The following is a 17,649-nucleotide window of genomic DNA, read 5'->3' as shown; positions in this document are numbered from 1 at the left end:
GTGTCAGTTCCCCAGGCTGCGCAGATAGGCGATGATCGCCGCACGCTCATCCGGCTTCTTGAGCCCGGCAAAAGCCATCTTCGTGCCCTTCATGAAGCCCTTCGGGTTTTCCAGGAAGGCGTCCAGTTCGGCCTCGTTCCAGACCAGCCCTTCTGCCGCCTTGTCCGTAAGCGCCTTGGAATACTTAAATTTCTCGGCATGACCGGCGGCGGCTCCGAAGATGCCGTTGAGCACGGGGCCGGTTCCATTCTTTGCACCCTCGCCCACCTTGTGGCACGCCGAGCACTTCTTGAAAGCGGCTTCGCCTTGCCCGACAAGGGCCGGATCCAGGGACGCCGTTTCAATCTGTGCGGCAGCCGGAGCGACAGCAGGAACATCGGCTGCAGGCACGGTTGCCGCAGGCAGGGGAGCAGGGTCGTTTGCCGCCTCGGCCACCTCGGCCGGAGCGGAAGCCGCCGGGGGAGCGGGCGCTGTCGCAGCCGAGGTGTCGAGGGGAGGCAAGGTACCGGCGGGCCTGCCGTCGGGATCTTCTGGCGTCACATTCAGCTCGATGGCGCGCTTGGTCACTTTGACCGGCGCACCGCAATCCTTCATGCAGGGTTCGCCCTTGAACTTCGGATATTCACTCTCGGGACGGTCATCCGGATAGAACCCGTCCGCGTTCGGCAGTGTCACTTCGGTGAAGTTCTTGTCGGACAGCGTGAAATCTTCGTCCACCAGGCCGTTGGAATAGAGCAGGAAAGCAGTGATCGCATAGGTCTCGTCGACCGTGACGGTCTGCGCCTCACCGAAAGGCATCGAGCGATGCACATAGTCCCAGACGGTCGACAAATGCGGCCAGTAGCTGCCGATCGTCTTGACGGGCCGCCGATCGGTCAGCGTGCCATCGCCTCCGGCGAGTACAGGCCAACTGTCGATGCCTTCCGCGAATTCTCCATGGCAGACTGCACATTTCTCGCCGAAGACTTCTTCACCGGTGAGCACGTCACCCGAACCAGGCTTCAACCCCTTGCCATCGGGGAGCACTGCGACATCCCAGGCGGCCAATTCTTCTGGAAGAGCCGGACGTCCAAGCCCCAGCTTTTCCGACATCGCTGGCGTGGAAAGCAGGACCAGCCCGAGCGACAGAAGGAGACGATTACGCAACTTCGACATTTTCGACCTCCCCGTCGGCCTTGACCCACCAGGTTTGAATTCCGTTGTTGTGGTAGACATTGTTCAGGCCGCGGATTTCACGCAGCGCATCCTTTGTCGGCTGGACATAGCCGGTCTCGTCGCTGGCCCTCGATTGAAGCAGCAGTTCGCTGCCATCCCAATTGATGTCGAGATGGAAGCGGGTCAGCGCCTTCGATTTGGCGTCTCCGGAGATCCGGGCCTCCTGCCAGTTCACGCCACCATCCGTGGAGACATCGACGCGGGTGATCTTGCCATTGCCAGACCATGCAAGCCCCGAAATGACCAGCGGTCCCTTGCCGTGACGGATCGGGACCTGCGGGCTGGGAGATGTGATCACGGATTTTGCATCCATCACCCAGGTCCACTTCCTCGCCCGACCATCCGGCATAAGATCGGTGTACTTGGAGGTTTCTTCACGGCTCTCGACAGCCTGGTCATAGATGCCGATGCGCCGGACCCATTTCACCCACATATTGCCTTCCCAACCCGGCACGACGAGACGGACCGGATAACCGTGTTCCTTGCGCAGGGCCTCGCCATTGGCAAAGAACGCCACGAGGACGTCGTCGAGCGCCTTGTCGAGAGGGATGGACCGGCCATTGGAGCTCGCATCGGCTCCTTCGACATAGACCCACTTGCCTTCGGGCTTGACGCCGGCCTCCTCGAGAAGGAGGCGTAAGGGCACGCCGGTATATTCCATGTTGTGGATCATGCCCTGGGTGAACTGGCAGCCTTCGAGCTGCGCGCCCCCCCATTCCATGCCACCATTGGCCGCACATTCGAGGAAGGCGGTTGTCACCGATCTCGGAAAGCGAAGAAGATCCTCGAAGGTGAAGACAAGCGGCGTTTCGACAAGGCCGTTGATCATGAGCCGGTAGTCCTGCTTGCTCAGTTCAATCGCCCCGGAATGATGGCGTTCGAAAGCGCAGCCTTGCGGCGTGATCGTGCCTTCCAGGGCATGGATCGGCGTGAAGTTGATCGACGAGACGGGGCTCTCGGTGAGCCATTCCACATTGCGCCGGACCACGTGCGACTCGAACCGGATCGGTGATCCATAGGGCGACGCATCGACAGGATCGCCGAAGGATGAAGCCCAGGGCTGCACCTCGGTGATCTTCGGATCCGGGCCACTGGCACGCGCGACCGAGGCGCCTGCGACAAGGCCGGCTCCTGTCATCGCGGCCTGCCTCAGGAATGTCCTGCGGGACGAGACGTTTTCGGGTTCGTCGGACATGGCGAACGCTCCTTGCTTCCTGTCAGATTCCGGTCACACGGACCGATGTGTTGGGGTCGAGCTTGACGGTTCCGATCTTGCGGACATGGGCTTCGATCACGTCCCAGATCTGCGGACCTTCCGTGCCTTCGTTGACGCTTGCCCAGCCCGCCACGGTGTAGGATTTGCCCGCTTCAATGGCGGCGCCACCATCAACCAGTGCGATATCGGTGATCCGCTCGCCGATGGGTTTGCTGACGTCGATGGCATAGGAAAGCCCGCCGACGCGCACCATGTCCCCACCCTGCTGGTAGTAGGGATCCGGGTTGAAGATGTTGTCGGCCACGTCCTCGAGGATGGTCTTGATGGTCTCGCCCGTCATCTCGGTGCGATAGCAGGCGCCATAGGTCATTGAGGTCACATTATGGATGTCTTCCCGGGTGATCGCATCACCGGCGAGAAGCGAGGGTCCCCATCGTACACCGGGAGACATGGCGATCTGCGCATCGCGTTCACTGCGCACTGCGTCGCAGATCAGGTCGTCCCAGGTGCCGTTGAAGTTGCCGCGTCGGTAGAGAAGGCTTTCGGTCGTGCCGATCTTCTCCTCAAGCTGTGCCTTGTAGGGGGCGCGCTCCTGGTCGATCAGGTCCGCCATCTCGGCATCTGGTGCAATGACATCGGAGAAGATCGGGATCAGCTTGTGGCGGAAGCCCATCATCTTGCCGTCGCGGACATCGAGATCGAGCCGGCTGACAAATTTGCCGTTCGAACCGGAGGCGATCAGGATCGTTTCACCGATCAGAACCGGTTCCGGCACGGCGTCATGGGTATGGCCGGTCAGGATCACATCGATGCCCTTGACGCGACCCGCCATCTTGCGGTCGACGTCAAACCCGTTATGCGAGAGGCACACCACCAGATCCACGCCCTCGCCGCGGACTTCGTCTACGAGCTCCTGCATGCGTTCCTCGCGAATGCCGAAGGAGTATTCGGGGAACATCCATTTCGGATTTGCGATCGGCATATAGGGGAAGGCCTGGCCGATCACCGCGATCCGGACGCCACCCTTTTCGAAGATCTTGTAGGGCTCGAAAGCCGGCTCGTCCCATTCTGCATCGAAGATGTTGGCTCCGAGGAACGGGAACGGCAGCCCATCGACAATTTCCTTCACCCGCTCGGTTCCGTAGGTCCACTCCCAATGGCTGGTCATGGCTTCGACGCCGAGTGCGTTCATGACGTTGACCATGTCCTGCCCCTTCGTCAGCAGACTGGTCATGGAACCATGCCATGTATCGCCACCGTCGAGCAGGAGCGACTGGGGTCGGGCAGCCCGGATCGACTTCACGACCGTCGCGACGCGGTCCATGCCACCCATGCGACCATAGGCCTTGGCGAGCGCGCCGAAATCCTCATGGGTCAGAGCATAGGCATCACGCGAACCCGCTGCGATGTCGAAGGTCTTCAGGAATTCGGAGCCGGTCAGGTGCGGCACATGACCCTTGGCTTCGCCAACCCCAAGGTTGACCTCCGGCTCGCGAAACCAGATCGGCTTCAATTGCGCATGGATATCCGTGATGTGGATGAGCGTGACGTTGCCAAAATCCTCGAATTCGAGAAGTTGCTCCTGCGTCAGCGCCTGTTCCGCGGCGAGCCGCGAAAAATTGCCAAAGCCGGACAACCCCACGATTGCCGAGGTTGCCATGGATGCCTGCAGAAACTCACGACGGGTAATCATCCCGCATTCCCTCCAGCAAGCACAGGAAATCCATCCACGCCGAAGACGTGGTCCTGCTTGCCAATAATGTTCGTTCAAAGTGTTTGGGCGGTCGGGCTTTCCCGGCCGCGCCATCTTGTTCAGTGCCGGACGGAGACGCCCTCGATCGACAGACCATTCCCGCGCGAGGCCACATAAAGCTCAAGCGCCTTGAACTCGTCCGATCCTGCCTTGAAGGTTTCGGCACGCGTGTCGCGCACACACCCGACGAACCGCTGCTGCGCGCTCAGAATACCGGCGTCCTTCAGGCGATAGGTCGGGAACCCGTTGACCTGCCCCTGCGAAAGATGGTCGGCACGGATCATCCGGCCGTAATTGTTCTCATGACAGTTTGCGCAAGACATCTCCAATTGACCGTAGCGCGTGTAGTAGATCTCCTTGCCGTGCTCCCAGAAGGACTGGGCCGGGCCATCGATGGCGACATTCACCACCTCACCGCGCGACTGGACGGAGATCAGGGCCATCATGTCCTTCATTTTGTCGGACGTGACACCCCAGGCTTCCAGGCCCATCTCCTTGGTGACACAGGAATTGATGTAGTCTTCCATGATCATCAGCTTGCCGGTCTTGGCATCGACCCGGGGCAGAACCGTGCGCAGCCCCTTCATGCTTTCCGGCCCCTCGTGACAGCCTGCACAGGACTCGCCATTCTTGCCCATGGTTTCGTTCCAGGCATCGAGACCACGATCAACGAAGACCATGCCCGGATTGTCGAAATCATCTTTCTGCAGGTCGCGTGTTTCGGTCTCCCGGAACAACCAACCCGAATAGATGGTATCAAATGTATCCTTGAGAAATGCGGGTGCAGCCGTCTTGGTCACGAGCTCGATCGTGCCATCATCCGTCTCGACCGTGAGCGTATCCTCGACCGGATCCGCATGCGCAGCAGCGGAGGCAACAAGGCCGATGGCCGCCAGAACTGCAACTAGTTTGGACTTGCCGTGCATGAGAACTCCCTCCCCGAGATCGTTGCGCGTCAGTGATCAGGCAACTTCGATCGGCTTCTTGTCCGTGTAAACAGAGCCGTCGTCGTCATACCAGGTGAAGACGAATTCGCCGGCAGCGTCGACTTTCGCTTCGAATTCGAAATAGGGGTTTGTCGAAACCGCTGGATCGATGGCAACGTCAATGACGTTGACGCCGTTGAAATCACAGGTGAAGCGGTTGATGATCGACCGGGGAATGACGGCGCCTTGCGCGTCCTTGCGCTGGCCGGATTCCATCTTGTGACTGATCAGCGCCTTGATGGTCACCGACTCGCCAGCCTTCGCCGACTTCGGTACCTTCACGCGTGGTTTTGCATCGTCTGCCATAGTTATTTCTCCTCCGAATTCAGCCGCCGCATCCGCCGATGGTGACCTTCACTGTTGCTTGTGCCTGCTTGATGGACCCGTCCGCCATTTTCGCCAGCGCGACGACGTCCTGGGTCTTGGCCAAGCGGATCCGCGTTGCGGCCATATGATTTCCAGCTGCGGGACCGAACGTGAACGTCGCAACTGCAGGCTCCGGATTTCCCGTAGCGAGCAGCATGATCGAGACTGCACCAGGAGCATCGACAGAGACTGGGACTGTATTGCCGTTCTCGGCAATCTCGGGCGCCGTCAGCGTGATACCGTCGGTTCCGGGCGTTGCCCCGCCAGTGAAGGCCTTGACCAGTTCCTCAGTTGTTGCCGCAGCTGCCAGGCTTGGCAAAGTGGCCGCGACCACGCCTCCAAGCCCGATGAACAACATGTCGCGTCTTGTGAAACTCATTTCGGTTCTCCTCAATCCTATTCCTTGAGCGTCATCAGATAGGCGACGACATCCTCGATTTGCTGCGCCGAGAGGACAGGCGAAAGCGGACCCTTGGGCGCCTTGCCCGTGAAGCCGTCACCGGGACGGACGAACCCGTCGATCTTGTAGAAGGCCGGCATGAAGCTGTCTTCGAAGGTGTTCTTCGCATTGGCCACGATGCCGCGGATCTCCGCCTCGCTGTAGCGATCCGCAACACCGTCAAGCGGCGGCGCGATATCCCCCGGAAACTGCACGTCAGGCAGGGCTGCGACGGTATGGCAGGCCACGCAGTTGCCGAGCGCATTCGTCGTCATGATCTTGATGCCGGATTTTGCGTCCCCCGGCGCGCCGGAAAGCGAGGCCGCAACAGCCCCCTCCTGAAACACGATTGCACCAGGCGCCGTTTCGCCGAGCGCCGGCGTGACGCTCGCTCCCGCGACCAGTGCTGCCAGACAAAGCTGCCAGTTCATCGACTCCTCCCACTTCTCTCCTGAAGACAGGTTAGCGCCAAACGAAGCGTATAACAATACCTATATATATATTTTTGAATAACCAGTATCTGATTGTTTAATTGAGTTAATTTTCAATCGCCATTTGTCTGGCAAGGAATTTCTGAAAATGCTCGCCCGATTGATACCCGTGATCAACGATCCAGTTGAGCAATGCCGAGGTTGTCCCCTTGCCGAATGCACCCGGCATGGCCGCGACGGCCGCCTGTTGCGCGGACAGGCCTGAGCCAACGTCCTCGGGCAGAAAAATCAGGGTCGGCGTGAACATCACGCCCCAGCGGATGGCCATCTCTTTTTCAGGCAACACCGTGCCGTCGAAATCGGTCACCTCGATATCGCCGAAGAGGTTGAGCTGCACGACATAATAGTTTTCACGGATAAAGGCCTCGATGCCAGGATCGGAGAAAACCTCTTCATGCATCTTGGTGCAGTAGATGCAGCCGCGTTGCTCGACGATGAGGAGCAGGCGCTTCTTCTCCGCATTGGCGTCTGCGAGATCTTCCTTCAGGTCCTTGAATGTCTCGCGAAGCCATGACGGCTTGTGCAGTCCGTCATCTCCCAGTTCAACAGCGGACGAAGGCACGGCGAGCATCGTGCCAGCCATCAGAAGGGCGCAGACCAGGATAAATCTCCACGGGGACATCGGTTCTCCTCCATATCATTTGAGCGTCGCAGACCAATCGAAGTTGCGAACAAGAAAATCGGCGATGAGATTGACGCTGTTCGTCGCGATCAGGATGCCGAAGACGATCAGCATCACCCCCATCAGCTTTTCGACATGCCCCATCAGAGCCCTGTGTCGACCGACGAAGGACAGGAACGGGCGCGCAAACAACCCGGCGACGACGAAGGGCGCGGTCATACCGATCCCATAGGCGAGCAGCAGTAGCCCGCCACGCCAGACATCGCCCATGCCGCTCGCCACCATGAGGATCGCCGCAAGAGCCGGCCCAACACAGGGGGTCCAGCCGAACCCGAAGGCCAATCCCATCAGATAGGCGCCGGCAAGGGTGGTTGGATCGGCGGACGACTGCACCCTTGCCTCGCGATAGAGGAAGCCGATGCGCAGGACGCCAAGGAAATGCAAACCGAACAGGATGAGGATGCCAGCCGCCAGCCATGACAATGGCTGCTTCCATTGGATGAAGAGATGCCCGGCAGCGGTGGCGCCCATCCCGAGCAAGACAAAGATTGTGGTGACCCCGGCGGCGAAGGCGACGGATTGGATAAGCAGACGTCGCTGCGCGACAGGCGAAATTCCATCGCCTTGCCGCAACTCCTGAACCGAAAGGCCTGCCATATATGAAAGGTAGAACGGAACCATCGGCAGTATGCAGGGCGAAAGGAAAGACAGAAGTCCTGCGAGAATGGCTCCGCCATAACTGATCTCCAGCATGGCCCCTCCCAAGCGCCTTACCTGACCGTTCGGCTTCTCGCGTGCCGACAATTGCGCTCGCGAGCGTTTCCAATTAGAATATCTCTATATTTATATGTAGGCTGTCAATATGCGCGCCCACTGGATGCCGATTTTCATGTTTCTGATCACGCTGCTCCCATCGCCGGGCGCGGCGATGGAGCTGTTGATGTTCGAGCAGGCAGGCTGTGTCTATTGCGCGCGATGGGATGCCGAGATCGCCCCGGCCTATCCCAGGACCGCCGAAGGACAGGCAGCGCCACTTCGCAGGCTCAACCTTCATGCTCCGGTACCGGCAGATCTCCGACTCGATCGCCCGGTCACTTTCACGCCCACCTTTGTTCTTGTCGTCGATGGCCGGGAGACTGGGCGGATTGAGGGCTATCCTGGCGATGAGTTCTTCTGGGGTCTGCTCACCGAACTGACCACCGAGGCCGGCGGCATCACCTCGGATTGAGGCGGCATGTATCTTATATTCGAAAGCCGCAGTATAGCTGCCATGGGAGTCGGTTGGCCATGATTTGGGGCGGCCGGCCTTCGCCGGAGGCGGCTTGGGCTGCGTCGGAACGCTGGGATTGCGCTAGGGACCTGAGATTGTGAACGCTGATACTGAGACAGTGCCAAAGGATGGTGCCGTTGATAAACTCATTCAGAGGGCTGACTCCGCTTCGAAATTCCTTAAGGCACTGGGACACGACGGACGCCTGACGATCCTGTGCCATCTTCTCAGCGGACCGAAGAGCGTGACAGAGCTCGAAAACCTACTTTCGGCACGCCAGGCGGTGGTCAGTCAGCAACTTGCCCGATTGCGCCTCGAAAGGCTTGTGGCGGCCCGTCGCGACGGCAATGCCATCTTCTACTCCATTGAGGATGACAAAGTCCGCAAGACAGTCGTATTCTTGGCAAACCTGTTCGAGGACGGGGCGTACATGTAGATTCGTTGGGAGGCGAAAGACATGGAAAGCTTGCCTATCGGATTCCTGGCTGCACTGGTCGGGCTGGCGGGGGGACTGATATTGGGCCTCGGCTGGCGTTTGGGCGGTTTGTGCACGCTCGCGGCTCTTGAAACAGCGGTATATGGCACCGATCAGAAGCGGTTGAGGTTGTGGGGCATCGTGCTGGGAGTCGCGATACTCGGAACTCAGTTCGGCGCGCGTATCGGTTGGATCAATCTCGAAGGTACTCTTTATCACGCGATCGCCTGGAACCCACTAGCCTCGGTCGTGGGAGGGCTGATGTTTGGCTATGGCATGGCCATGGCCGGCAATTGCGGATTTGGCGCTCTCGCACGTTTCGGCGGCGGCGACCTTCGTTCGCTCGTTCTGCTCGTTGTCATGGGCATTACTGGCTTCATGGCGCTCTCCGGTCCTCTGGCAACCTTGCGGACATCCCTGTTTCCGCAGCCCGAGGCCGACGGTCCCGGTGGCATCGTGTATGACCTCGAGACGTCACTGGGCATCCCTGCCTTGCTGACGGTGATTGCGATTGCGATTGCCTGCTTCGCATGGGCGCTGTCCAACGAGCGTCTTCGGGCAGACCGAAAGATGATCGCCTGGGGCATCGCGGCGGGGCTCGCCGTCACCTGGTGTTTCGCGGGAACAAGCTTCCTGTCCGACGCAAGTCTCGGTGCCGTCGCGCCCGAAGGCCCATCCTTCACCGCGCCGATCGGCCGGACATTGATCTATCTGATGACGGCAACGGCCGGAGGCATCACCTTTTCTGTCGGTTCAGTGGTCGGTGTCGCCCTCGGTGCCTTCATCGGCTCGATGATCAAGGGCACCTTTGTCTGGGAAGCATGCGAAGACCCCCGCGAACTTGGGCGACAGGTCGGCGGCGCGGCCCTTATGGGCGTTGGCGGCATCATTGCCATGGGCTGTTCAATCGGTCAGGGCGTGTCTGGTTTTGCAGCCCTCTCCTGGTCAGGCCCGGTCACGCTATTATGCATCGTGGTCGGTGCCCTGGTAGGACTGCGGCAATTGATCGGCGGCTTTCAGGCGGTTTGACGTCGGACTTGATGGTCGCCTCGTGCCGGGGCGGCGCGCGAACCTCCACCTGCGGATCAACTGACACTCTCCAGCCTGCCGACCAGATTGTCGACGTCGAATTCGCCGACAGTCCGTGAACCCGGAACTTCTTTTCCCTGCCCTGTTTCTGCGATGAAGACCGTCGGGGGACCCTGCACATTCAGATAACGAAGCAATTCTGCATTCTCTGCGGTCCATGCGGTCACGTCGATTTTCAGCAGCGCAAAGTCTTTCATCCGCGACCGCACGCTCGGATGCACGAGGATCGTTCCATCGATCGTCTTGCAAAAGGCGCACCACTCCGCTGCAACATCGACAAGAGCATGCTTGTTACGCATGCGGGCAAATGCAATTGATTCGGTATAATCCCGGACGGATCGTATCGGGCCGATCACTGTCGACGCCGCCTGCACCTGCGCGGGAGGCGCGAGGACGACGGCAAGGGTCCCGAAGAAAAAACGCCGCCGGTTCACTCTTTCAATAGAACGCATGCGCTCAGCCCTGCCGGGCGCGCGCGATCGCATCAACGAGCCCCTTCTCGTCCAACACACCGGGATAGAGGCTCGATCCGATTACATAGGCCGGAGTGCCCGCGAAGTTGAAGGCGGTGGCCTGAGCGTAATTGCGGTCCAGCAGGCCTGAAATCTTTTCGACGTGTTTGTTCACGGCAACAGCGATTTCATCCATGGACAAGCCCGCAGCGGTCAGCGTGCTCTCGATGTCATCATGTGTCAGCTTCCCCTTTGTCTTCATCAGGGCACCCATGGCAATTTCATATTTGCCGATCTGGGCTGCACCCAGCACCGCCTGGGCAGCGAAGATCGAGGCATCGCCGAAGATCGGCCAGTCCTTCATGACCAGCTTCACATTGCCGTCCCTTTCGATGACCTTTTTCACCATGGGATGCGCCTTTTTGCAGTAGGGGCACTGATAGTCGAAGAACTCGACAACCGTGACGTCGCCCTTCGGATTGCCGAGAAACGGTGCGTCCTTGTCGTTGAAGACCTCGTCCTTCGTCAGTTCTTGCCCGAAGGCCAGGCGACTGCCGAAGACGGCGAACGTGCCAAGGGCGAGCCCTGATGTCAGGATGGTGCGACGCTTCATCATCAGAATTCTCCCTTTCCGGATTCTTCGGCAGTGAGGACAACCATCTTTGACCCTTCCGGAACACGGGCGTGCAGATCGATGATGTCCTGGTTGAGAAGGCGAATGCAACCCGACGAGACGGACTGGCCGATCGACCAAGCCTCGTTGGTGCCATGGATCCGGTAGAGCGTGTCTTTTCCGCCCTGATAGAGATAGAGCGCGCGCGCACCGAGCGGATTGTCTATGCCGCCGGGCAAGCCCTGGGCCAGTGGGCCATAACGGTCAGGTTCGCGGGCGATCATGTTGGGCGTCGGCACCCAGCCCGGCCAGCTAGCCTTGCGCTTGATATCGCCCTCGCCCTCAAACTCCAAACCGGCCTTGGCGACGCCGACGCCGTAGCGCATCGCCTTGTCATCCTCCATGACGAGATAGAGGAAGCGGGCATAGGGATCGACCACAATCGTACCGGGCGCGTAGGAGGTGCGGTAGTTGACGACCTGGCGAACATTGCGCGGATCCATCTTCGACACATCGACCGCAGGGATAATCTCCTCTCCGTCCTGCACCTTGCCATACATGGCCTGCAACGCCGGATCGATAGGCGGTGGAGATGGCTGAGACGGCGTGCCCGTCGTGTGCGAGCAGGCGGCAAGGAGGAGAGCGAGCCCCGCCCCTACGCCTAGTTTCTTCAGGATGCCGATAACCGGCCGCAAATCTGTAAGTCTCATTCTTATTTATTCCTTGTCTGCGGGGATCAGCCGGGCGATGGCGGCGTTCAAAGCCTCGCGCGAAATCTCTCCGAAATGGGTCGTGACAACTTGGCCGTCAGCGCCAAGAAAGAGGGTGACCGGCATTCCAGGCGCTGCGTAGTGGCGCGAAAGGGAATGAGCCGGATCAAGCAGGATGGTTTCGAGCCGGAGGTTTTGATCCTCCAGATAGGCCTTGATCGCCGCTGGCCCTTCACCCTGATTGGCGAAGATGAAATCGACGTCGGTGCGTACCGAGGCCACTTCCGCCAGAAGTGGCATTTCACGGCGGCAAGGCGGGCACCAGGTTGCCCAGAGGTTGACGACGGCGGGGCGTCCGGCGCGCTCTGACAAAGCGACAAACTGAGATCCATCAAGATTTGCCAGCGTGAAGCGGGGTGCTGCAGGCCCCTCGGCTGCTTGCCAGAGCATGGTCAGCGCGAACCAGACAAAGCATCCTGCGGCGAGCGTCACGGCGGCAAGCGGCAGCGTCTGCCGGGATTCACGCATCAGAAAGACGAGCGTGATCGCAACACCGATCGCGCCGCCAACCATCGAAAAGCCGCCCTGCCAGACATAGAGGGCGCGCCACGGCTCGGTGAGAAAGCTGTCGAGATGCATCAGGACATGCAGTGCGCGCGCGGCGATGAGACCCGACAGCAGCGCCGCGGTCGTCCAGGGCGCAAGCCGCGTGTCATAGCGACGCGCCAAAAATGAGCCTAGCCCGAGGAACACGAAGATCCCGATGATCGCCGCCAGCCTGTCGGATGCAAAGGCAAGCGGCCCTAGTGTCACGACGTCCATCAGGGCGTACCCTTTGCCGCCCGGGCGGAGGCAGCAAGCTTGTCGATCGTTACGTCGCCCACCAGACGCGTGCCCGCCACTTCCTGCCTTTCGTGATCGAAGAAGATCATCGTCGGCGGGCCAATTGCATTGAGGGACTTCAGGAGTTCATTGGTCTCTGAAGAGGTCGCGCTCATGTCGATGGTCAGCAGGCGCGCACCATCGAGAGCCGCCGAGACGCTGTCGTCCGGCAGAATGGTCCGCTCTATGGCGCGACAGGTGACGCACCAGTCCGCGGTGACGTAGACGAGGCTCGGCCTGTTCTCGGCCGAAGCTTCGCCCAGCATCGAAGTCAACGCTTGCAGCGAGGCGACGGCTTCAAAGTCCGATTTCGCGATTTCGCGCGTCGTCTGTCCGACCTCGGTCTTCATTGTGAGCGGCTCCAGAGGGGCCAGCGGATCGCGGGCACCGAGCCCGACGCCGACGAGCAGCAGGGCTCCCCAGGCGATCGAAACAGTGGCCACAGATCGCGAGATGACAGCCGCGCCAGGAGAAGCATTTGCAACCCGCATTTGCCAGAGAAACACTCCGACCGACACGGCCAGGCACGCCCAGGCAAATAGCACCAGCGTTTCAGGCAGAAGAGGGCTGACCATCCAGATCGCCGTTCCGATGAAACCGAAGCCGAAAGCGGAGCGGATGTTTGCCATCCACGCCCCCGCACGCGGCAGTGCCTTACCGCCGAGCGTTGCCATCAGGATCAAGGGGAGACCCTTGCCAAGCCCGAGCGCGAACAACGCGGCCGCCCCGATGAGGACATCTCCGGTGCGAGCGATATAGAGAAGCGCCCCCGCGAGTGGCGCGGTGACACAGGGACCGATGAGAAATGCGGAGGTAAAGCCCAGCACCGCAGCCCCACCGAGAGATCCGCCACGGCGCCCCCCGGACGACAGGCGATTGCTGAACCCCGCCGGCAGCTGGATCTCGAAGAGCCCGAAGTTGGACAGGGCGAGGATCACAAACAGGCTTGCGATGACCATGGTGGCCGTTGTCGACTGCAAGGCAAATTGCAGGTTCTGCCCAGACCATGCCGCGACCATACCGAACAGTCCAAACGCCAGTGCCAGCGCTCCGACATAGACGCTGGAAAGGATGAAGCTGCGGCTCGGCGAAAGGGCCCCGCCCTCCCGCGACAGCATGGCGGCAACGATCGGATACATGGGAAAGACGCAGGGGGTGAACGCCAGAAGCACGCCAAAACCAACAAAGCCAACCAGAAGCAGAGGCAGGCCGCCGCGCGCCAGGAGTCCATCGACACCGGTTGTCACTTCATCCTGTGCGAGTGCGAAATCCGGCTTTTGGGAGCTGAAGGCCGACCATTCGCTTTGCGATGCAATCGATGCCGGGGCAGATATTGGGCCTCCGTGCTCGGAATTGCTGAACTGTAGGCTGGCCATGTCGATCGTTTTCGTCACAGGCGGATAACAGAGCCCGCCATCCTGGCAGCCTTGATAGGTCAACTCGATCGTCGAAGCGTCACTGACAAGCGTCGCCCGGGCGGTGTCATAGTAGACTTCGGTCGATCCAAAGCCCGGATCCTCCTTGATCTTTCCATCAGGCGTCTCCAGCTTCAGCGGACTGCCATCGTCACTTTTGGCGGAAAGATACTCCCGGTAGAGATAGTAGCCTGGCTCGATCTCCCACGTGACGGCAACTTCGGTGGCGGAGATCCGTGACAGGGAAGGCCGAAACGCCTCGTCCATCTGGAGCGGCGCGGTCTGGGCAATGGCGATGCCGGAGAAGAGCAAAACGGAGAAGAAAATCGCCAGGTGCCTCAAGAGTTGCATTCCATCATTCCTTGTTACGCATCGAATGTGCGGCCGTTTCTGCGGGGCAGCTTAAGGCAGGCTTAAGCTGGGCAGGCCATGGCGTGAAACGACATTTTTCTCACGGAGGTGTGATGCGTATCCTAGTCATCGAAGACGACGCGGTTCTGATCGACGGCTTGAAGGTAGGGCTGGGTCTCGCCGGCTTCTCGGCGGACACCGTCAGCACGCTTGCCGATGCGAAGGCCGCGATTGAAAGCGATAGCTTCGATGCCCTCGTGCTCGATCGCATGCTGCCGGATGGATCCGGCACGATGCGCGCCGCCGGCAACCGCACGCCCGTTCTTCTATTGACGGCCAAGGATGCGGTCACCGATCGCATCGATGGTCTCGACGCCGGCGCCGACGACTATCTCGGCAAACCCTTCGATCTCGATGAAGTCGCGGCACGGCTGCGCGCCATTACCCGGCGTGCCGAGGGACGCGCCACACCCAAGCTCACCTGGGAAGAATTAACCCTCGACCCGGCGAGCATGGAGGTTCTTAAAAACGGCGAAATCACTGGCCTGTCGCGGCGGGAATTTGCCGTCCTCCTGGCATTGATGGAAAATCCGACCATGGTTCACTCCAAGCAGATCTTGGAAACCAGGCTTTATGGCTGGCAGGAAGAGATCGAAAGCAACACGATCGAGGTCCACGTGCATAAGCTGCGCCACAAATTGGGCGCCAGCTCCATCGAAACCGTGCGCGGTGTCGGCTACCGCATGGGGAACCCCTGATGCGATCGATCCGGCTCAGGCTTTTTCTCATCCTGCTTGCGGCAACGGGTGCCGTATGGCTCCTCGCCGTGCTTTGGACCTATCTCAGCACGCAGCGCGAAGTCGAGCGTGTGCTCGACGCGCGCCTGACGGAAGCGGCGCGTATGGTGAGCTCACTGATCACCGACCACCATATCGACGTTGCAGCAGCGGTCGATGCCGCGCAGGCCGCTGGGATACCCGAAGGCTTCGGCCTGCATGAAGGAGACTATAGCCGGCAATTGTCCTGTCAGATCTGGTCCCTTCAGGGTGATCTTGTCAGCCGGTCGGAGAGCGCGCCCAATACATCGCTCGCCGATCACGAAAGCGGGTTCGCCGAAAAGCTCGTCAACGGCGAACGCTGGCGTGTCTACGCTGTCGTCAATCCCGAGCTCGGTGTCAGGGTCCTCGTCGGCGATAGCATCGAGATCCGCGAAAAGCTGGTCGGTGACGTCATCAAGGGCCAGCTCGTTCCTGCACTGGCGATCCTGCCCATCCTCGCCGGTCTGATCTGGCTGAGTGTCGGGCGCGGTCTCTCCCCACTCCGGCAAGTCGCGGACGCCTTGTCTCTGCGCTCAGTCGACGAACTCCACCCCGTCGACGATAGCGGAGCGCCCCGCGAGATCAGGCCTTTGCTGGGCTCTCTTAACGCCTTGTTCCAACGCGTGGAGGAGGCCCGCGAACGGGAAAAGACCTTTATCGCCTATGCAGCCCATGAGCTGAGGACGCCGCTATCCGGTTTGAAGACCCAGGCCCAGGTCGCCCTTCGCAGTGATAGCGATGAGGTCCGCGCCAATGCCCTCAACCAGATCTCGCTCAGCGTCGACCGCACCGGGCGCCTCGTTCGCCAGTTGATAGACCTCGCAGCCGTCGACTCATTGGACAGCTCTTCGACATCAGAAACTGTGGTGGTCAAAGCAATGGTCGAAGAGCTGCGCGGCGAAATGGCGACACTCGTTTCGTCGAGGGAGATCACCGTTGAGACGGACATTGCAGAGGATCTGATGATCAGCGTGCCAGGCAAGACCCTTTTGCGGCTTGCCTTGCGCAATGTCATCGAAAACGCCCTGCAATATGCGCCGCGCAATTCATCCGTCAGGATCATCGGCACGCAGACCGAGACAGGCACGACGATAGCCGTGTCCGACACCGGAGCCGGGATCGATGAGAAGGACGAGCAGCGTCTCAAGGCCCGATTCCAGCGCGGCAACAGCGCAAACGCGCTCGGAAGCGGCCTCGGCCTTGCGATCGTTGAAATGGCTCTGACAAAGCTTGGTGGTCGGATGTCATTCAAGAGGAAGGTGGGTTTCTGCGTTTGTCTGGAACTGCCGACAACGAGACAGTGAGCAGCAGATCGCATCGTGGCGAGGTCGGATATCCACCCTAAGCGAGCCTTAAGGTGACAAGGCGAGGCGGACAAGAGCCACCCTTGCAAGGAGCCCTGCTCGACATGTACCGTTTTTCTTCGCCGCTCCCCACATTATCCGATTGCCATCATCGCATCAAAACCCCCTCGCTCACGGCGAAGGCAGCTATTCGGTTCCCGTCACTGGGCCTCGTCTGGCGCAAGCACCCCCACAGACAAGCGTTGCGACGTTCGAGTGCAATTCCGGCACTCTTCCTTGCGCTTGTGATAGGTGCCGTAATGGCCACCGGCGCCGAGGCCGAAGACAAGCCCTATCCAGAGATTCTCAAGACAATCGAGCAGCAGGGCATCCGAATCCTCGGCGAAATGCAGGTTCCGGGTGGCCTCAGAGCCTTCGCCGCCAAAGCCGGCGCGCAGCCTCTGGCCATCTACCTGACACCCGATAATCAACATTTGCTCGTCGGTACGCTCGTCGATGCCTATGGGCAGGACATGGCGGAAGATCAGCTCAAGAAGATGGTCGAACAGCCACTGAGCGAAGCATCCTGGACCAAGCTCGAGGCAGCGACCTGGGTGCGGGACGGCAATCCGAATGCGCCTCGTGTCATCTACACGTTCACCGACCCGAACCGCCCCTATTGCAATCGCTTCTGGCTTGCCGCCCGGCCCTGGATCGAGAGCGGCAAGGCCCAGTTGCGGCATGTCATGGTTGGCGTGATCCGGCAGGATTCTCCCGCCAAGGCTGCGGCCATTCTTCAATCCAAGTCTCCGAAAGACGCGCTGATGGAGAACGAGCGCAAACATGCCGATGGCGGCATTGCCCCGCGCGCTTCGGTCGATGACCATATGACAAGACAGCTTGAGCGGAATGCCGCTCTGATGACGGAACTTGGTTTCGGCGGCACGCCACCGATCGTCTTCAAAGGCGCGGACGGCACCGTCGATACCTTTCCCGGCCTTCCGAGTGACGCCCAGATGGAAGTGCTTCTGGGGCCGAAGTGAAGATACAGGCGCCGTCAGAGGGGCAACCGCCAAAGCACTCGTCAGACCTGTCCCAAAGGCTGCAGAAAGACAGAGGCACGAAGGTTCAAGCCTTTATTTCGATACTATGAAGATATATATGTTTGCATATATTTTGTCACGGCAGGACGAAGGGACAGCG

General features: G+C 60.1%; 20 protein-coding genes. 6 read left to right on the top strand and 14 right to left on the bottom strand.

What is annotated here, in order from left to right:
• Window positions 1-3: 3 nt before the first annotated feature.
• From SJY08_RS00355 to SJY08_RS00315, 9 genes are all read right to left on the bottom strand, one after another.
• Window positions 4-1,155: a c-type cytochrome gene (locus SJY08_RS00355; RefSeq protein WP_377274073.1), complete on the bottom strand. Its 1,152-nt coding sequence runs from the start codon at window positions 1,153-1,155 to the stop codon at window positions 4-6.
• On the bottom strand, window positions 1,139-2,410 hold the full coding sequence (gene soxC / locus SJY08_RS00350; RefSeq protein WP_377274071.1) for a sulfite dehydrogenase: 1,272 nt from the start codon (window positions 2,408-2,410) through the stop codon (window positions 1,139-1,141). Before soxC ends, SJY08_RS00355 begins: the two co-directional genes overlap by 17 nt.
• A gap of 22 nt (window positions 2,411-2,432) precedes the next feature.
• Window positions 2,433-4,124: a thiosulfohydrolase SoxB gene (soxB, locus tag SJY08_RS00345; RefSeq protein WP_377274069.1), complete on the bottom strand. Its 1,692-nt coding sequence runs from the start codon at window positions 4,122-4,124 to the stop codon at window positions 2,433-2,435.
• Window positions 4,125-4,243: 119 nt separating this feature from the next.
• Complete coding sequence (soxA, locus tag SJY08_RS00340) at window positions 4,244-5,110, bottom strand: sulfur oxidation c-type cytochrome SoxA (protein WP_054147667.1); 867 nt, start codon at window positions 5,108-5,110, stop codon at window positions 4,244-4,246.
• A gap of 36 nt (window positions 5,111-5,146) precedes the next feature.
• Window positions 5,147-5,476 (bottom strand): thiosulfate oxidation carrier complex protein SoxZ, encoded by a 330-nt coding sequence (gene soxZ, locus SJY08_RS00335; protein WP_069043123.1) that lies wholly within the window; start codon window positions 5,474-5,476, stop codon window positions 5,147-5,149.
• 19 nt (window positions 5,477-5,495) lie between these two features.
• Window positions 5,496-5,915, bottom strand: a complete 420-nt coding sequence (gene soxY / locus SJY08_RS00330) for a thiosulfate oxidation carrier protein SoxY (protein ID WP_377274066.1) — start codon at window positions 5,913-5,915, stop codon at window positions 5,496-5,498.
• A 17-nt stretch (window positions 5,916-5,932) separates the two neighbouring features.
• Window positions 5,933-6,406, bottom strand: a complete 474-nt coding sequence (soxX, locus tag SJY08_RS00325; protein ID WP_069043122.1) for a sulfur oxidation c-type cytochrome SoxX — start codon at window positions 6,404-6,406, stop codon at window positions 5,933-5,935.
• Between the two features lie 106 nt (window positions 6,407-6,512).
• The gene (locus SJY08_RS00320; RefSeq protein WP_377274063.1) at window positions 6,513-7,088 is read right to left on the bottom strand and encodes a SoxW family protein; all 576 of its coding nucleotides are present in this window, start codon (window positions 7,086-7,088) and stop codon (window positions 6,513-6,515) included.
• A 15-nt stretch (window positions 7,089-7,103) separates the two neighbouring features.
• The gene (locus SJY08_RS00315; RefSeq protein ID WP_300890948.1) at window positions 7,104-7,841 is read right to left on the bottom strand and encodes a cytochrome c biogenesis protein CcdA; all 738 of its coding nucleotides are present in this window, start codon (window positions 7,839-7,841) and stop codon (window positions 7,104-7,106) included.
• A 136-nt stretch (window positions 7,842-7,977) separates the two neighbouring features.
• Here SJY08_RS00315 and SJY08_RS00310 point away from each other — a divergent pair, with 136 nt between their 5' ends.
• The 3 genes from SJY08_RS00310 to SJY08_RS00300 all read left to right on the top strand — a co-directional run bounded on the left by SJY08_RS00310 (window position 7,978) and on the right by SJY08_RS00300 (window position 9,862).
• Entirely contained in the window at window positions 7,978-8,316 is a 339-nt protein-coding gene (locus SJY08_RS00310; RefSeq protein ID WP_246727413.1) for a hypothetical protein, read from the top strand.
• A 139-nt stretch (window positions 8,317-8,455) separates the two neighbouring features.
• Window positions 8,456-8,794, top strand: a complete 339-nt coding sequence (locus tag SJY08_RS00305) for a helix-turn-helix transcriptional regulator (protein WP_054147660.1) — start codon at window positions 8,456-8,458, stop codon at window positions 8,792-8,794.
• Between the two features lie 21 nt (window positions 8,795-8,815).
• The gene (locus tag SJY08_RS00300; protein ID WP_069043120.1) at window positions 8,816-9,862 is read left to right on the top strand and encodes a YeeE/YedE family protein; all 1,047 of its coding nucleotides are present in this window, start codon (window positions 8,816-8,818) and stop codon (window positions 9,860-9,862) included.
• Window positions 9,863-9,918: 56 nt separating this feature from the next.
• Here SJY08_RS00300 and SJY08_RS00295 read toward each other — a convergent pair whose 3' ends face one another.
• The 5 genes from SJY08_RS00295 to dsbD are packed head-to-tail and all read right to left on the bottom strand — an operon-like array spanning window position 9,919 to window position 14,345.
• The gene (locus SJY08_RS00295) at window positions 9,919-10,374 is read right to left on the bottom strand and encodes a thioredoxin family protein (protein ID WP_377274059.1); all 456 of its coding nucleotides are present in this window, start codon (window positions 10,372-10,374) and stop codon (window positions 9,919-9,921) included.
• 4 nt (window positions 10,375-10,378) lie between these two features.
• Window positions 10,379-10,990 (bottom strand): DsbA family protein, encoded by a 612-nt coding sequence (locus tag SJY08_RS00290; RefSeq protein ID WP_377274057.1) that lies wholly within the window; start codon window positions 10,988-10,990, stop codon window positions 10,379-10,381.
• Window positions 10,990-11,697 carry a L,D-transpeptidase gene (locus tag SJY08_RS00285; RefSeq protein ID WP_377274055.1) on the bottom strand — a complete coding sequence of 236 codons (708 nt, stop codon included), beginning with the start codon at window positions 11,695-11,697 and terminating at the stop codon, window positions 10,990-10,992. The genes SJY08_RS00290 and SJY08_RS00285 overlap by 1 nt, the downstream gene beginning before the upstream one ends.
• A gap of 6 nt (window positions 11,698-11,703) precedes the next feature.
• Entirely contained in the window at window positions 11,704-12,519 is an 816-nt protein-coding gene (locus SJY08_RS00280; protein ID WP_377274053.1) for a prolipoprotein diacylglyceryl transferase family protein, read from the bottom strand.
• A complete protein-coding gene (gene dsbD, locus SJY08_RS00275; protein ID WP_377274051.1) occupies window positions 12,519-14,345 on the bottom strand; it encodes a protein-disulfide reductase DsbD in 1,827 nt (608 codons plus the stop codon). Before dsbD ends, SJY08_RS00280 begins: the two co-directional genes overlap by 1 nt.
• A gap of 113 nt (window positions 14,346-14,458) precedes the next feature.
• Here dsbD and SJY08_RS00270 point away from each other — a divergent pair, with 113 nt between their 5' ends.
• The 3 genes from SJY08_RS00270 (at window position 14,459) to dsbG (ending at window position 17,489) form a co-directional block, all read left to right on the top strand.
• Window positions 14,459-15,103 (top strand): winged helix-turn-helix domain-containing protein, encoded by a 645-nt coding sequence (locus tag SJY08_RS00270; RefSeq protein ID WP_377274049.1) that lies wholly within the window; start codon window positions 14,459-14,461, stop codon window positions 15,101-15,103.
• On the top strand, window positions 15,103-16,467 hold the full coding sequence (locus tag SJY08_RS00265; protein ID WP_377274047.1) for an ATP-binding protein: 1,365 nt from the start codon (window positions 15,103-15,105) through the stop codon (window positions 16,465-16,467). Before SJY08_RS00270 ends, SJY08_RS00265 begins: the two co-directional genes overlap by 1 nt.
• Before the next feature lie 299 nt (window positions 16,468-16,766).
• Window positions 16,767-17,489, top strand: a complete 723-nt coding sequence (dsbG, locus tag SJY08_RS00260; protein WP_377274045.1) for a thiol:disulfide interchange protein DsbG — start codon at window positions 16,767-16,769, stop codon at window positions 17,487-17,489.
• Window positions 17,490-17,649 lie beyond the last annotated feature (160 nt).

Source organism: Rhizobium sp. R86522 (genome assembly GCF_042466255.1).
Taxonomy (GTDB): Bacteria; Pseudomonadota; Alphaproteobacteria; order Rhizobiales; family Rhizobiaceae; genus Allorhizobium.
Note: the sequence above shows the minus strand (reverse complement) of the source record. Positions and strands in the feature narration are given on the sequence as shown.

Bases quoted from the DNA above. Each gene is read 5' to 3' on its own strand.
- soxZ (WP_069043123.1), bottom strand. From the start codon at position 5,476: ATGGCAGACGATGCAAAACCACGCGTGAAGGTACCGAAGTCGGCGAAG.
- SJY08_RS00285 (WP_377274055.1), bottom strand. From the start codon at position 11,697: ATGAGACTTACAGATTTGCGGCCGGTTATCGGCATCCTGAAGAAACTA.
- SJY08_RS00310 (WP_246727413.1), top strand. From the start codon at position 7,978: ATGTTTCTGATCACGCTGCTCCCATCGCCGGGCGCGGCGATGGAGCTG.
- SJY08_RS00355 (WP_377274073.1), bottom strand. From the start codon at position 1,155: ATGTCGAAGTTGCGTAATCGTCTCCTTCTGTCGCTCGGGCTGGTCCTG.
- soxB (WP_377274069.1), bottom strand. From the start codon at position 4,124: ATGATTACCCGTCGTGAGTTTCTGCAGGCATCCATGGCAACCTCGGCA.
- SJY08_RS00280 (WP_377274053.1), bottom strand. From the start codon at position 12,519: ATGGACGTCGTGACACTAGGGCCGCTTGCCTTTGCATCCGACAGGCTG.
- soxA (WP_054147667.1), bottom strand. From the start codon at position 5,110: ATGCACGGCAAGTCCAAACTAGTTGCAGTTCTGGCGGCCATCGGCCTT.
- SJY08_RS00320 (WP_377274063.1), bottom strand. From the start codon at position 7,088: ATGTCCCCGTGGAGATTTATCCTGGTCTGCGCCCTTCTGATGGCTGGC.
- SJY08_RS00295 (WP_377274059.1), bottom strand. From the start codon at position 10,374: ATGCGTTCTATTGAAAGAGTGAACCGGCGGCGTTTTTTCTTCGGGACC.
- SJY08_RS00300 (WP_069043120.1), top strand. From the start codon at position 8,816: ATGGAAAGCTTGCCTATCGGATTCCTGGCTGCACTGGTCGGGCTGGCG.
- SJY08_RS00290 (WP_377274057.1), bottom strand. From the start codon at position 10,990: ATGATGAAGCGTCGCACCATCCTGACATCAGGGCTCGCCCTTGGCACG.
- soxY (WP_377274066.1), bottom strand. From the start codon at position 5,915: ATGAGTTTCACAAGACGCGACATGTTGTTCATCGGGCTTGGAGGCGTG.
- soxC (WP_377274071.1), bottom strand. From the start codon at position 2,410: ATGTCCGACGAACCCGAAAACGTCTCGTCCCGCAGGACATTCCTGAGG.
- SJY08_RS00265 (WP_377274047.1), top strand. From the start codon at position 15,103: ATGCGATCGATCCGGCTCAGGCTTTTTCTCATCCTGCTTGCGGCAACG.
- SJY08_RS00270 (WP_377274049.1), top strand. From the start codon at position 14,459: ATGCGTATCCTAGTCATCGAAGACGACGCGGTTCTGATCGACGGCTTG.
- dsbD (WP_377274051.1), bottom strand. From the start codon at position 14,345: ATGCAACTCTTGAGGCACCTGGCGATTTTCTTCTCCGTTTTGCTCTTC.
- SJY08_RS00315 (WP_300890948.1), bottom strand. From the start codon at position 7,841: ATGCTGGAGATCAGTTATGGCGGAGCCATTCTCGCAGGACTTCTGTCT.
- soxX (WP_069043122.1), bottom strand. From the start codon at position 6,406: ATGAACTGGCAGCTTTGTCTGGCAGCACTGGTCGCGGGAGCGAGCGTC.
- dsbG (WP_377274045.1), top strand. From the start codon at position 16,767: ATGGCCACCGGCGCCGAGGCCGAAGACAAGCCCTATCCAGAGATTCTC.